The sequence below is a fragment of the Methylobacterium sp. GC_Met_2 genome (assembly GCF_026540795.1).
Lineage (GTDB): Bacteria > Pseudomonadota > Alphaproteobacteria > Rhizobiales > Beijerinckiaceae > Methylobacterium.
The window spans coordinates 1-12,851 of record NZ_JALNUM010000152.1 but is presented as its reverse complement, the minus strand read 5'-3'; the positions used below and the strand labels follow the sequence as shown (position 1 = coordinate 12,851).

At 70.5% G+C, this 12,851-nt stretch carries 12 protein-coding genes; 8 read left to right on the top strand and 4 right to left on the bottom strand.

The genetic code is table 11. The features are described from left to right. Nucleotides 1-68: 68 nt before the first annotated feature. Entirely contained in the window at nt 69-1,397 is a 1,329-nt protein-coding gene (locus OXS49_RS30205) for an alpha/beta hydrolase (protein ID WP_244002162.1), read from the bottom strand. Between the two features lie 318 nt (nt 1,398-1,715). Between OXS49_RS30205 and OXS49_RS30200 the strand changes: the two genes are divergently transcribed. Further along, nucleotides 1,716-1,880 carry a hypothetical protein gene (locus tag OXS49_RS30200; protein ID WP_244002164.1) on the top strand — a complete coding sequence of 55 codons (165 nt, stop codon included), beginning with the start codon at nt 1,716-1,718 and terminating at the stop codon, nt 1,878-1,880. 134 nt (nt 1,881-2,014) lie between these two features. Here OXS49_RS30200 and OXS49_RS30195 read toward each other — a convergent pair whose 3' ends face one another. Together OXS49_RS30195 and OXS49_RS30190 are read right to left on the bottom strand one after the other, a co-directional pair. Next, nucleotides 2,015-3,652, bottom strand: a complete 1,638-nt coding sequence (locus tag OXS49_RS30195; RefSeq protein ID WP_244002166.1) for an acyl-CoA synthetase — start codon at nt 3,650-3,652, stop codon at nt 2,015-2,017. Between the two features lie 275 nt (nt 3,653-3,927). Next, nucleotides 3,928-4,488: a PAS domain-containing protein gene (locus OXS49_RS30190; RefSeq protein ID WP_243917501.1), complete on the bottom strand. Its 561-nt coding sequence runs from the start codon at nt 4,486-4,488 to the stop codon at nt 3,928-3,930. A 371-nt stretch (nt 4,489-4,859) separates the two neighbouring features. Here OXS49_RS30190 and OXS49_RS30185 point away from each other — a divergent pair, with 371 nt between their 5' ends. From OXS49_RS30185 to OXS49_RS30160, 6 genes are all read left to right on the top strand, one after another. Then, nucleotides 4,860-5,507: a ParA family protein gene (locus tag OXS49_RS30185; protein WP_244000953.1), complete on the top strand. Its 648-nt coding sequence runs from the start codon at nt 4,860-4,862 to the stop codon at nt 5,505-5,507. Then, entirely contained in the window at nt 5,491-5,829 is a 339-nt protein-coding gene (locus OXS49_RS30180; RefSeq protein WP_244000955.1) for a ribbon-helix-helix domain-containing protein, read from the top strand. Before OXS49_RS30185 ends, OXS49_RS30180 begins: the two co-directional genes overlap by 17 nt. 706 nt (nt 5,830-6,535) lie before the next feature. Beyond that, entirely contained in the window at nt 6,536-7,891 is a 1,356-nt protein-coding gene (locus tag OXS49_RS30175) for a septal ring lytic transglycosylase RlpA family protein (RefSeq protein ID WP_267428311.1), read from the top strand. A 148-nt stretch (nt 7,892-8,039) separates the two neighbouring features. Beyond that, entirely contained in the window at nt 8,040-9,284 is a 1,245-nt protein-coding gene (locus OXS49_RS30170) for a D-alanyl-D-alanine carboxypeptidase family protein (protein ID WP_267428310.1), read from the top strand. 10 nt (nt 9,285-9,294) lie between these two features. Next, entirely contained in the window at nt 9,295-10,005 is a 711-nt protein-coding gene (tmk, locus tag OXS49_RS30165) for a dTMP kinase (protein WP_244000961.1), read from the top strand. A 380-nt stretch (nt 10,006-10,385) separates the two neighbouring features. Then, entirely contained in the window at nt 10,386-11,438 is a 1,053-nt protein-coding gene (locus OXS49_RS30160; protein ID WP_267428309.1) for a DNA polymerase III subunit delta', read from the top strand. A gap of 134 nt (nt 11,439-11,572) precedes the next feature. On the opposite strand, the gene OXS49_RS30155 is transcribed toward OXS49_RS30160, so the two are convergent. Next, nucleotides 11,573-12,037: a PAS domain-containing protein gene (locus OXS49_RS30155; RefSeq protein ID WP_244000965.1), complete on the bottom strand. Its 465-nt coding sequence runs from the start codon at nt 12,035-12,037 to the stop codon at nt 11,573-11,575. Nucleotides 12,038-12,348: 311 nt separating this feature from the next. Between OXS49_RS30155 and OXS49_RS30150 the strand changes: the two genes are divergently transcribed. Then, complete coding sequence (locus OXS49_RS30150) at nt 12,349-12,579, top strand: hypothetical protein (protein WP_244000967.1); 231 nt, start codon at nt 12,349-12,351, stop codon at nt 12,577-12,579. Nucleotides 12,580-12,851 lie beyond the last annotated feature (272 nt).

Here is a 12,851-nt window from a genome sequence, read left to right as displayed (position 1 = left end):
GAGGGGTGAGTGTCCGGCAGAGACGTGTGAATCCGCTGGCCCGCAGAGGGGGGAGGGCGCGCGGCCGCCTACTTCACGCGCCCCGCGAGCCACGCGGCCAGAACGTCAGCCACGGCATCGCTGTTCGTCTCCAGCATCATCATGTGGCCGTTGCCGTGCAGGCCCCGGTCGGCGAGCGCGATCACGTCGGGCTTGGCCCCGGCCTGGGTCAGGAAGGCGGCCGTGCAGGCATCGTAGGTGGCGTGGAACGAGGCCTCGGCGGTCACCAGCACGGTCGGCACCTTGGCGAGGTTCGGCAGGGTCCGGGCGGGCTCGCCCTGGAGCCAGCAGCGGATCCGCCCGTCCCCCGCCTTGGGTTCGGAACCCTTGGCGTCCGACCCCTTGGATTCCACCCCCTTGGATTCCACCCCCTTGGCGTCCTGTGCCACCACCAGATCCTCGGGCGCCTTGACGGGCGGGTCGAAGGTCAGCGGCATGCGGGTCAGCCCGTAGGCCCGGGCGCGGCCGTCGCCGCTCTTCTCCCAGAACTCCTTGCCGCCGCGGAACTGCACGTCGAAGAACGGCGGCCCGCTCGGCTCGACCGCCACATGCGCCTTCACGAGGTCGGGCCGCGCATCCGAGGCCGCCCAGCCGAACAGGGAGGCCTGGCCGTGGGTCAGCAGGATCGCCGGTCCGATCTTCTCCAGCAGCGCCAGCAGCGCCGGATCGACCAGCTCCTCGGTCTGCTGGGTGTTGGCGAGGAACGGCACTTGGCTGGCAAAGAACTGGTCGAAGCCGACATTGCCCTGCACCCCGGGTCCCCCGGGCCAGCGGGTGTGGAGCTTGGCCTGCGGGTACAGGTCGTAGACCTCCGGGGCCGTGTGGGTCCGCTCCAGGCTGCGGGTCCCGAGGCGGTCGTAGGGACCGTAGACCTCCGGGTTGGTGCCCGAGCGCCCGCGCCCGACCTGATCGACCACGTAGACCTGATAGCCCTTCTCGACGAAGTGCTGGACCCAGCCCGGACGCCCATCCGCGGTGGCAAGGTAATTCACGCCGGTCTGAGCGAGCCCGTGCACCATCACCACGGGGTAGGGCTGCGTGATCCGGGCCGGGGTCCGCGACTGCACGAACATCTGGCCGACCATCACGGTCTTGTCGCCGAGCTTCTGGTAGCGGCCGCCGATGTAGAAGTAGCCCGCCCGGGTCACCGGCTCGGCCGGGCCCGGCCCGGGGGGCGACGCCGTGGGCGGGGCGGCGGACTCGGATGCCGGCCCCGGGGCTGGCCCTTGAGCCGAGCGCTGCACCGGCACCGCGGCCGGCACCGTCCCCTGTGCCCGGGCAGCCCCCCCGGCCAGGGCCGATACCTGAACGGCGAGCAGCGCCACGAGGGCGCCGTTCGCGATGCCGTTGCCGGCCATGCCGTCTCTCCCGGGCGCACCGTGCTCCGTGCGGGCGCTTATTGCGGGAAACGCAACGCGCCGCCACCTCAGAAAGCTGCACGCAAGCCGGTTGCGCGGCCCGGGATCCCGGGTGCGACGCGCGCTCCGGTAAGGAACCGGTCACCACGACCGCAGAACGCGCTATGCCGAGCCCGAACCCAGGCGCATGCCAGGCGCGACCTTGGCGGTGCTGGCGCCGCGCGGCCCGCGCGCCCACCTTCTGACGGTACCGGCGCCGTGCTCGCCGGCCCCTCGCCCGGATCGCCTCGGGCGAGACCTGAGTTAAGGACCTCCACCGTGGACCCCGCAACAGCCAAGACCCTGGTCTCCGCCGCCCTGGTCGCCTCCATCACCCTGTTCAGCCTCGTGTCGTTCCAGGCGTTCTTCGCCCAGATCGCCGCCGATCTGCGGGCCGTGCGGGTCCCGGCGCGCACCGACCGCCGGGATCCGCCGCAGGACTGAGGGGTTCACAAAGGGCTGAAGCCCTTCGGTGGGTTGTCAGGGCAACGCCCTGACGGATTCCGGGGCTCCGCCCTGGACCCGCGAAAGGTCTCGACCTTTCGAAACCGGACCTTGGCCGCGCATCGGACAGAGGCTCAGGGCTCGTCCTGACGGGCCCGCTCGCGCAGGATGTACTTCTGCACCTTGCCGGTGGAGGTCTTCGGCAAATCGCCGAACACCACGTGGCGCGGCAGCTTGTAGGACGCGAGCCGGCCCCGGCACCATTGGATCAGCTCGTCGGCACTGGGTGAGGCCCCCGGTTTCAGCTCCACGAAGGCGCAGGGCGTCTCGCCCCACTTGGCGTCGGGCTTGGCCACCACCGCGGCGCTGGCCACCGCCGGGTGCTTGAACAGCGCATCCTCGACCTCGATCGACGAGATGTTCTCGCCGCCCGAGATGATGATGTCCTTCGAGCGGTCCTTGAGCTGGACGTAGCCGTCCGGGTGCTTCACCCCGAGGTCGCCGGTGCGGAACCAGCCGCCCTTGAAGGCGGCCTGCGTGGCGGATGGATTCTTGAGATAGCCGCGCATCACCACGTTGCCGCGCATCATCACCTCGCCGATCGTGGCCCCGTCGGCGGGCACCGGCTCCAGCGTCTCAGAATCGCGCACGTCGAGGGCTTCCAGCACCGGATAGCGCACGCCCTGGCGGGCCTTTTTGGCCGCCCGCTGGTCGGCCGCGAGCGCGTCCCAATCGGCGTGCCACGCATTGACCACCGCCGGCCCATAGCTCTCGGTCAGCCCGTAGAGGTGGGTCACGTCGAACCCGGCCTCCGACATGCCGGCGAGCACCGCCTCGGGGGGCGGCGCGGCCGCGGTGAAGAACGCGACGCGTTTCCCCAGCTCCCGGCGCTCGGCATCGGAGGCGTTGATCAGCATCTGCATCACGATCGGCGCGCCGCAGAGATGCGTGACCCCGTGCTCGGCCATCAGCCGGTACATCGCATCGGCCCGCACCTGCCGCAGGCAGACATGGGTGCCGGCCACGATCGAGAGGGTCCAGGGGAAGCACCAGCCGTTGCAGTGGAACATCGGCAGGGTCCAGAGATAGACCGGGTGCTGCCCGAGGCCGCCCGTGACCACGTTGCCGAGCGCCAGCAGCGCCGCGCCGCGATGGTGGTAGACCACGCCCTTCGGGTCGCCCGTGGTGCCCGAGGTGTAGTTCAGCGCGATCGCGTCCCACTCGTCGTCGGGCAGCTGCCAGTCGTGCTCCGGATCGCCGCCGGCCAGGAACGTCTCGTAATCGGTCGCGCCGAGCCGGTCGCCGGGGCCGTCATGGACCGGGTCGTCGACGTCGATGACGAAGGGCTTCGTCGCCAGGCCCTCCAGGGCCGCGGCGGCCGTGCGGAAAAACTCCCGGTCGGTGATCAGAACCTTGGCCTCGCCGTGCTCCAGGCAAAAGCGGATCGCGGCGGCGTCGAGGCGGGTGTTGAGGGTGTTGAGCACGGCGCCGGTCATCGGCACGCCGTAGTGGCACTCGATCATCTCGGGGGTGTTGGCGAGGAGTGCCGCCACCGTGTCGCCGCGGCCGATCCCCCGGGCCGCGAGCGCCGAGGCGAGGCGACGGGCCCGGGCGTAGAGCTCCCGGTAGGGCCGCCGCAGGGCGCCGTGGATCACCGCGATCTGGTCGGGGAACACCCGCGCGGCGCGATCCAGGTAGAGCAGGGGGGTCAGCGGCTGGTAATTGGCCGGCACGCGGTCGAGGTCGCGGTCGTAGATCGTGTCGCGGGCCATCCCGTCCTCCCCGGCAAGTCTTTGCCGGGACAGTAGCTTGCCGGCCGCGATGGCTCCAGTCGTGGTTTCGAAAGGTCGGGACCTTTCGCGGGTCCAGGGCAGGGCCCTGGTCTTTCGTCAGGGCTTTGCCCTGACAACCCACCAAAGGGCGTCAGCCCTTTCGAAACCCCACGCTAGAGCCGCGCCCGATCGCGTTGCAATCGGGCACGGCTCTAAGCTCTTGTTGTGACACGCTCTCTTGCGCCGAACCGGTGTCCACTTCGGCGGAGAGCGCTCTAATGCCGCGATTCGTCCTCGGGCTCCGGCAGGAAGCGGGCGAGTTCGAAGCCGATCTCGATCATCAGGTGCTCGATCCGGTCCGTGAGCGCAGGCCGTTGCAGGGCCCGGGCGAGTTCGCGCAGGGCGATGACGTGCTCGGCCATCCGGTTCACTACGCGCTCGCCCTGCACGAGGTTGGCCGCCTGCTCCTCGGTCCGGTCGATGGCGATGCCCCGCCCCCGTGTGGCCCGGCCGTCCGGATCGTGCTCGATCCGGCCGCGCATCAGCAGCGTGCGGATGCCGGCGCGGGTCTCCCGGGTCCGGAATTCCGCTTCCATGGAACCGCCGATCACCGCAGCCGCGTGCAGGTAGCTCTCGATCCGCAGACGATCCTCGGGATGCGTGCGGTCGAGGAAGGTTTCGAGGGAGACGCCGCTCGCGGCCGCCTCCGGGTCGAGGCCGAGCAGGCCCGCGAAGGAGGCCGAGAGTTCCAGCTGGCCGGCCCAAAAATCGTGGACCCATGTCCCGACCACGCCGGAGGCATCGAGCACGGATTGCGGGATCGGAATTTCGGCCATGCCATTCCTCGCGGAGGCGCCCGGCGTCTTTAAACTTGAGGTTTTCAAACCCCCCGGCCTCCCCATTGTCACGCAGATAAGCTAGAGTATCACCCCGCCGCTGGGAAGTCTCTAAACCCATTTCAGGCCAAAAATCTTAACCTAAAGTTGAATAGGCTTCTCAGGCACAGGATTAGCGTGCAGGGTTCGGGCCAGGCATAATCTTAACGAGTCGTTAACCATAACGGCCACACCGTATGTCGAGGCATCCGCGGGTTACCGGATCGCAAACGGATGCGAGTCGATAACCTGAGGTTGGCCTCGACGGCGCAGTGACCCGGGAGTCGCTCGCGCACGGACGGACGCGCGGGGCCTTCTGGAGGACGCCCAGGATGAAAGCGATTACCTTCGTCACGCAGAAGGGCGGCAGCGGCAAGAGCACGCTGTGCATCTCCCTGGCGGTGGCCGCCCGGGAGGCGGGCCACACGGTCTGCATCCTGGAGATGGACCGGCAGGCCACGATCTCGGACTGGCTCGACCACCGCACCGTCGACGGCCCCGAGGTGGCGCAGATCGACGCCACCCAGATCGACGCCGTGATGGAGCGCCTGCGCGACTCCGCCTACGACTACGTGTTCATCGATACGCCCGGCGTCGATTCCACCGGCACGCTCTCGGCGATCCGCGCGGCGGACCTCTGCATCATCCCGTGCCGGCCCACCCCCGCGGACCTGCGGGCGTTCAAGCCGACGCTGGCGGCCGTCTACCGGCTGGAGAAGAAGTTCGCCTTCGTGCTGAACCAGACCCCGCCGCGCTCCTACCGGGTCCGCGACGCCTCGGACGGGCTCGCCGTGCTCGGCATCCTGCCCGACGTGAACATTGTCGCCCGCACCGACCACCAGGACGCGATCGGCCTCGGCCAGGGCGTCACCGAGTTCAACCCCAAGGGGCAGGCCGCCGGGGAAGTCCGCCGTCTCTGGTCGTGGATCGAGCGCCGCACGCAGTCCCTGAGGACGGGCCAGCATGTCCAAGCCGCCTAAGCTCAGCCTCGCGGCGATCGTGGCCTCGGCGAATCCGCCGGCCAAGTCGCTCGCCCGATCCGCTTCGGCGGCCCGGCCGCAGGGCGCCGAGATCGTCTCGCTCGCCCTGGCGCCCCCGGCGCCGCAGCAAGCGGCCACGCTCAAGCAGCGCGCCCGGCAGATGTCGGTCTATCTGGAGCCGCCGGTCTACGACCAGCTCCGCGACCTCGCCTACGCCGAGCGGACCAAGATGCACGCCCTGATGCTGGAGGGGCTGGAACTGCTGTTCAAGCAGCGCGGCGCCCGCTCGATCGCGCAGCTGACCGAGACGCAGGGCCGCTGAGGGCAGCTTGGCACATCGCCCTCCGAGACGGGGCGCGATCGGCCCTGCATCTCGTCTGTCTCCCGCAACGACGACCGTCACACATCGCTGGCCGCTGGGCTCTCTCCTCCCCAGGCGCCCCCCCCCAAGCTAACGGATACACACATCTCCCTTGGAGAGGCGAAGGCGGCTCCGCGCGTCTCCCTCCCCCCTCTGCGGGGGAGGGTGGCCCCGAAGGGGGTCGGGAGAGGGGAACCCGGCTTCCGAATAGGGCGTGGCCGTCTTGGAGGGCGCGCCCTTGCCTGAAACGTCGCTCCCCTCTCCCGACCCCTGCTGACGCAGGGGCTACCCTCCCCCGCAGAGGGGGGAGGGAGGGCGCACGAGCCATCCGGGCCGCCTCACTTGGCAACCGCACGATGATCCCAAACCCGATGTGTGAATCCGCGAAGCCCCGCGCGGGGATCTCTGCGATCATCGTCGGCGCAGCGGGCGCCGTAGACAGGCTGGACTCTGTTCTCGGACAGCACCTTACCTGTCGCTCTTGAGATCACGCGCGACCCGTCCACAACCGCCGGACGCGGCGCCTGAACCCCGGCCGCCAACAGCGTTCAGGCTTCCTTTACGCAACCGATACAAGTGTGGGTGGACCCGGAAGCGTCCCTCTTGCGCATTCGGGTCCGGTCCGCCGTCGGACCCCGGTCACGCGTAGAGTTTGGTGAATCCCACGATGGTGCGCACGACCCTTCCCCGGCCTGCGCGCCTCGCCCTGCGGCTCCTAGCCGTCTCGGGCGTGGCCCTGGCCACGGCCAACTGCGCCACCACGCCCCAGCAGCAGAAGCTCAGCGCCGGCAACGGCGTCGACCCGAAATACGGGGTCAAGGCGAGCCCGCGCCTCTACAACGAGGGCGACGTGATCCCGAAGGGCGGCGGGCGCCGCTATACCGGCAAGCCCTACGTGGTCGCGGGCCAGACCTACGTCCCCAAGGAGGATCCCCGCGGCTACGTGCGGGAGGGCCTCGCCTCCTGGTACGGCTCCGCCTTCCACGGGCGCATGACCGCCAACGGCGAGGTGTTCGACCGCCACTCGATCGCGGCCGCCCATCCCACCCTGCCGCTGCCGAGCTATGCGCGGGTGACCAACCTCGACAACGGCTACTCGATGCTGGTGCGGGTCAACGACCGCGGCCCCTATCATGCGGGCCGGGTCATGGACGTCTCGGAGGAGGCGGCCGAGGCCCTGGGCTTCCACCGCCGGGGCACCGCGCGGGTCCGCGTCGAATATGCCGGCAAGGCCTCGGTCGCCGGCAGCGACGACCGCAAGCTGCTGGCCAGCCTGCGCACCGACGGGCAGCCAGCCGGCCGCTCGACCGTGATGGTGGCCGATCTCGGCCCCACCGCGGAGACCGAGCGCTACGAACGCTCCACCCCGGCGCCGCTCGCCTTCAAGCCGGCTCAGGACCGTGCGCAAGAGCCGGCGCAGGAGCCCGCGCAGGCGCGCGAGGATTCCGCCCCGGCGCCGCGGCCCGCACCGGTCCGCGCCCCGATCGTCCTGGCCTCGGCGGCCGTCACGGTCCCGGCGGCGGTTCAGCCCACCGCGTCGCGGGCGCGGGAGTTCCGCCCGATGCCGGTCGCGGCCCGGGGCGCGAACCTGCAGGTGGCGGGCCTCAACCCGGCCGCCCTCGCCCCGCCCTCGGCCGGGCACGGGGGGGCCTCGAAGGCCACCGCGTCCGGCCGCAACGCCCTGGCGGAGACAGCGCATCATCCGGGTTCCGCCCGGCTGGCCCAGGGTGGGCCGGCGGCGATGCCGGGTCAGGCCAAGCTGGCCCTGGCGCGCCTTGCCGCGGCGGCGCCCGCCAAAGGTCCCGCGCCCAAGACCCTGCCGTTCAAGGTCGCCGCGGCCCGGCCTGCGCCGGCGATGCACGCGGCCGTGCCGCAGACTGGTCCGGCCAAGGCGGCCTCCATCAAGACGGCGTCCGCCCCGGTTGCGGCGAAGGTTGCAGCGGCGAAGGTCGCGCCGGCCAAGGGGGCGACAACCCAGGCGGCCGCCAAGGCGCGGCCGTCCCGCATGGCCGGGATCTACTGACGCCCGCACGGCCTCCGCGCGGCCGCCCCGGCCGCCGATGCGGCATTTCGCATTCGATCCGGCACTGAAACCGTAATATGGTCACGCTTGTTATTGGGATACGGCCGGATTGCCTCCGGCCGGGCCACGAGCGCGGGACGGAACGGCGATGCGCAGGACCCTTCTCACCCTTCTGGCCGCCGCCTGCGCGTTGGGGGCCGGCCTCGCCGCCGCGCGCGCGCAGGGCTTCCAGACCGCGGCGCCGCACGCGATCCTGATCGACGCCGATTCCGGCTCGGTCCTGTTCGAGAAGGCCGCCGACGAGCGGTTCTCGCCGGCCAGCATGGCCAAGCTGATGACCACCGACATCGTGTTCGAGGCGCTGAAATCCGGCCGCCTGTCCATGGACACGGAGTTCACCGTCACCGAGGACGCGTGGAAGCGCGGCGGGGCGGGCGGCGGCGGCTCGTCGATGTTCGCGCAGGTCAACAGCCGCATCAAGATGTCGGACCTGCTGCGCGGGCTGATCGTGCAGTCGGGCAACGACGCGGCCATCACCATCGCGGAGAACATGGCCGGGTCCGAGGACGCCTTCGCCGGGCTGATGAACCAGCGCGCCAAGGAGATCGGGCTGACGAACTCGACCTTCCGCAACGCCACCGGCTATTCGGCGCCCGACCAGAAGGTCACGGCCCGCGACATGGCGAAGCTCGCGCTGCACATCATCGAGACCTACCCGGATTACTACAAGATCTTCTCCGAGAAGGAGTTCACCTGGAACAAGATCCGCCAGCAGAACCGCAACCCGCTGCTCGCCCTCGATATCGGCGCGGACGGGCTCAAGACCGGCTACCTGGAGGAATCCGGCTACGCGCTCACCGGCTCGGCGGTGCAGAACGGCCAGCGGCTGGTGCTGGTGGTCTCCGGCCTGAAGACCGCCCGCGACCGCGCCGCCGAGGCGCGCAAGCTGATGGAATGGGGGTTCCGCGCGTTCGAGCCCCGGCAGATCTTCGCGCCCGGCGAGACGGTCGCGGAGGCCTCGGTGTTCGGCGGACAATCGGGCTCGGTGCCGCTGGTGGCCAAGAAGCCGGTGCGGGTGCTGCTGCCCCGCGGCTCCAGCGACCGGGTGAGCGCCCGGGCGATCTACACCGGCCCGCTCGTCGCCCCCGTGGAGGAGGGCCAGCGGGTCGGCGTGCTGCGCGTCCAGCGCGGCGACACGATCGCCCTCGACCAGCCGCTCTTTGCCGGCGCCGCGGTGGAGCCCGGCACGCTGCCGCAGCGGGCCATGGATGCGGCGCTGGAATTCGGCACCGGGCTCGTGCGCAAGGCCCTCGACCGGGCCGGCAAGGGGAATGACAAGGGGAATGATAAGGGGGGCGACAAGGCCGCCGCCGGGGCCGCCAACCCGTCGTGACCGTGCTGCCGTGACCGTGCCACGCATTGGGGACGCCGCGGAGCGGCGGGGCACCTTCATCACCGTCGAGGGCGGGGAGGGCGCCGGCAAGTCGACCCAGATCGCCCGCCTCGCCGCGACCCTGCGGGCGCGCTCCGGCCGGGGCGTATGCGTGACCCGCGAGCCCGGCGGCTCGCCGCGGGCGGAAGAAATCCGGACGGCGCTGCTCGGCGGGCTCGCCAAGCCCTTCGGCCCGTTCGCCGAGGCCCTGCTGTTCAGCGCGGCCCGGATCGACCACCTCGACCGGCTGATCCGCCCGGCGCTCCAGCGGGGCGAGACCGTTTTGTGCGACCGCTTCATCGACTCGACCCGGGCCTACCAGGGCGCGGCCGGCGGCCTCCAACCGGGCGTGCTGGACGCCCTGGAGCGGGTCGTGGTCGGCCCGACCCGGCCCGACCTCACCCTGATCCTCGACCTCGACCCTGCGGCCGGCCTCGCCCGTGCGGCCGGCCGCGGCGCCCGGACCGGGCAGGGGGCCGACCGGTTCGAGGCGGAAACCCTCGATTTCCACATCCGCCTGCGGGAGGCTTTCCGGGCGATCGCCGGGGCCGAGCCGGGGCGCTGCGCGGTGATCGACGCGGGCCGCGATCCCGATGCGGTCGAGGCCGCGATCCGCGCGACCGTCGCGGCCCGGCTGCCGGATCTGCTGCCGGGGGCGGGGAGCCAGGGCGATGCGGCGTGATCGGGCCGGACGGTTTGCGGCGCGTCCGGTCTGCGCTATCTTCGGGCATGGGACCGGCGGTGACCGCCGCCGATTCCTGGCCTTCACCCGTTAAGGTGTCGCCAACTCAAGATCAGTGGGTGAATGGCTGGTTGGAGATGGAACCTCCGCGCGCCATTTTCCGATCTCGAGAACGCCAGAGAGAGAACCATTCTCTGCACGCCCGGCCGCATCGGGCCGCGTGCGGCCGTCGCGGAGTGGGTTGGTGAGGCCCACCGTGCGAGGCCGATGTGCGACCGGCCCCGAGGCGCTGGGCGCCGCCTGTCCACTTCTGTAAGCGGAGCCGTGGCGGCGTCGCCAGAGGGGTTGGAACCCACCAGGACGAAATTTCGGGACGCGCCATGAAGCCCATCGACCGCGCCGCCGACGACGTCGAGCCTGGCGACCTGCCGGGCATCCCGCGCCCCCGCGAGACCCTGGCGCTCGTCGGCCACGCGGCGGCGGCCGAAGCCTTCGCGGCCGGGATCGCGGCGGGGCGCCTGCACCATGCCTGGCTGATCGGCGGCGCCCCCGGCATCGGCAAGGCGACGCTGGCCTACCGGGTCGCCCGCCGCCTGCTGGCCCATCCCGGGGGCCGGGGGCCGGCCGGGCTCGACGTGGCGCCGGACGATCCCGTCGCCGGCAAGGTCGCGGGCCTGTCGCACCCGAACCTCGTGGTCCTGCGCCGCCACCGGGTCGTAGGCGCCAAGGCGCTGCCGACCAAGATCTCGGTCGACATGGTCCGCAGGGCGCTCGACCTGTTCGCCACGACGGCGGCGGATTCCGGCTGGCGGGTCTGCATCCTCGACAGCGCCGAGGACCTGAACGCCAACGCGGCCAACGCCCTGCTCAAGGTGCTGGAGGAGCCCCCGCCGCGGGCGCTGTTCCTGATCCTGTCGCACCAGCCCGGCCGGCTGCTCCCGACGATCCGCTCCCGCTGCCGCGCGCTGATGCTGCGGCCGCTCGTGCCCGAGGAGGTCGCCCGGGTCGTGCGCGCCCTGCCCGCGCCGTTCCCGCAGCCCGACGACGCGGCCCTGGCCCGGGCGGTCGCCGCGTGCGAGGGCTCGGTCGCCCGGGCGCTGGCGATGCTCGATCCGGTGACCGCCGGCCTCGTGGCGGAGGTCGAGACGCTGCTGGCGCGGGCGCAGGCTCCCGATTGGGGCCGGGTGCTCAAGCTCGCCGAGACCCTGGCGGGCCGGGACGCGGAGGCGCGGTTCGAGGCCGCCCAGGACGCGGTGCTGCGCTTCGTCTCGGGCGAGCTCGACCGGCGCCGCGACGAGCCGGCGGCCCGGCTGGCCGCCCTGGTGGAGGTCGCCGAGCGGTTCGGCCGCGCCGCCCGGGAGGCGGCCGTCTACAACCTCGACCGGCGCCCGGTGGTGCTGTCGCTGTTCGGGGATCTGGCGGAGGTGGGGTAGGGCGGGGGGACCGACCCCTGGGTTTGCCGGAAGCGATCAGACGTCGGCAGACCGGCAAGTTCGGCTGAGGGTGGATTTCTGCCGGTCCGCTTCGGCCCAAACACAGGGCGGGAGCGGACCTTCGAGGGGGCGCGTTATCCGCGCCGTGCGAGCGCCCGCCCAATCCCGAACAACAGCATCTCGGATATGCGATGCAGATCGAAGTGGCCGCCCCTTCCAAGCGCCGCGTGCGCTGCGATGCAATGATCTGCCGCTACGTCTAATGTGCTGACAGTCTCTTGGTTGAGCGAGGCAGCGGAGATGAACGCGTCGCGGTGAGCATCGGTGGTATCGATGTAAGCGCCACGACCTTGCATCGCACCAGTTTCATCGGGTGCGAGAGCCCCGCGGTTCAGCACCCAGCGGACATCGTTCATTTCTGTCAGGATCCGGAACTCCGCCGAGATTGAGCCGCCAGTTTGCCGAACGCGACGGATGCGCTCGAATACCCAACTGCGATCGTCCGGGTGTGTCCGTGCGAGGGCTGCTTCAAGGGGAAGCGGTTGGCCAGCCAGATTGGCATTGCCCGCCAGCAGGGCGGCCGCACCCTCATCGAGCACGGAGCGACCTGCAGCGACGTTCGTTCCCCAGGTTCCGATTAGGCCAGCCGCCCGTAGGGCAGGATCCATTCCAACTATGGAGACCATTCAGCCACTCCGCTGCGCACGCGTTCTCAACGCGAGAAAAACTGCGCACTAACAACGAGGATGGCACTAAATTGCCTCCCGCTCGCAGGGCTGCGACAAGTGCGGTGCGTTGCCGCAATCGTGAATTGTAATTTAGTACAAGACTACACGCCTGAGGTAGAAGATTGTTCTCTTGGCCAGGGACGGCGCGGGCGGTTCGCCGTCGGCACTAAAGGGTGACGAGAATGGCTGAAGACTGCACCAAGAGCGCCCTCAAGCGCGTGGCGCAGGCGCTCAGCGTCAGCGAGGACGTATTTTTGAAAGGCCATCCCCGAGGTGTGTCGCCTACCGCGACCATATCGGAGGAATTGGAGTTGCTGAGGCTGTTCGCGACGATCACAGATCCTGAGGTGCGGCGAACCTGTCTCCGATATGTGCAGAACCTCGCCGACACCTCCGACATGGCAGCTGGATAGCGGTCTGTGCTCGCCCGTCGAGAAGCGATCAGCGCTCTGCCCAGGATCCCAGAGCCACCGCACGTCGCACAGGTGCGGGTGACGGCAACGAGGAACGCCGAGGAAGCGCAGCTTTTGGGCAAGGCCGATAGCCATCGAGGCGACTGGGCTGAGTCGCATGCGGAATGGCAGCTTCGGGCAGAGTCTTGCCGCCCCAGCCCCAGCCTTGACAATGTTCCTATATTATGCTCATTAGCCGCCACCTGTCCACGGCGGCCCGGGAGCGATCCCGG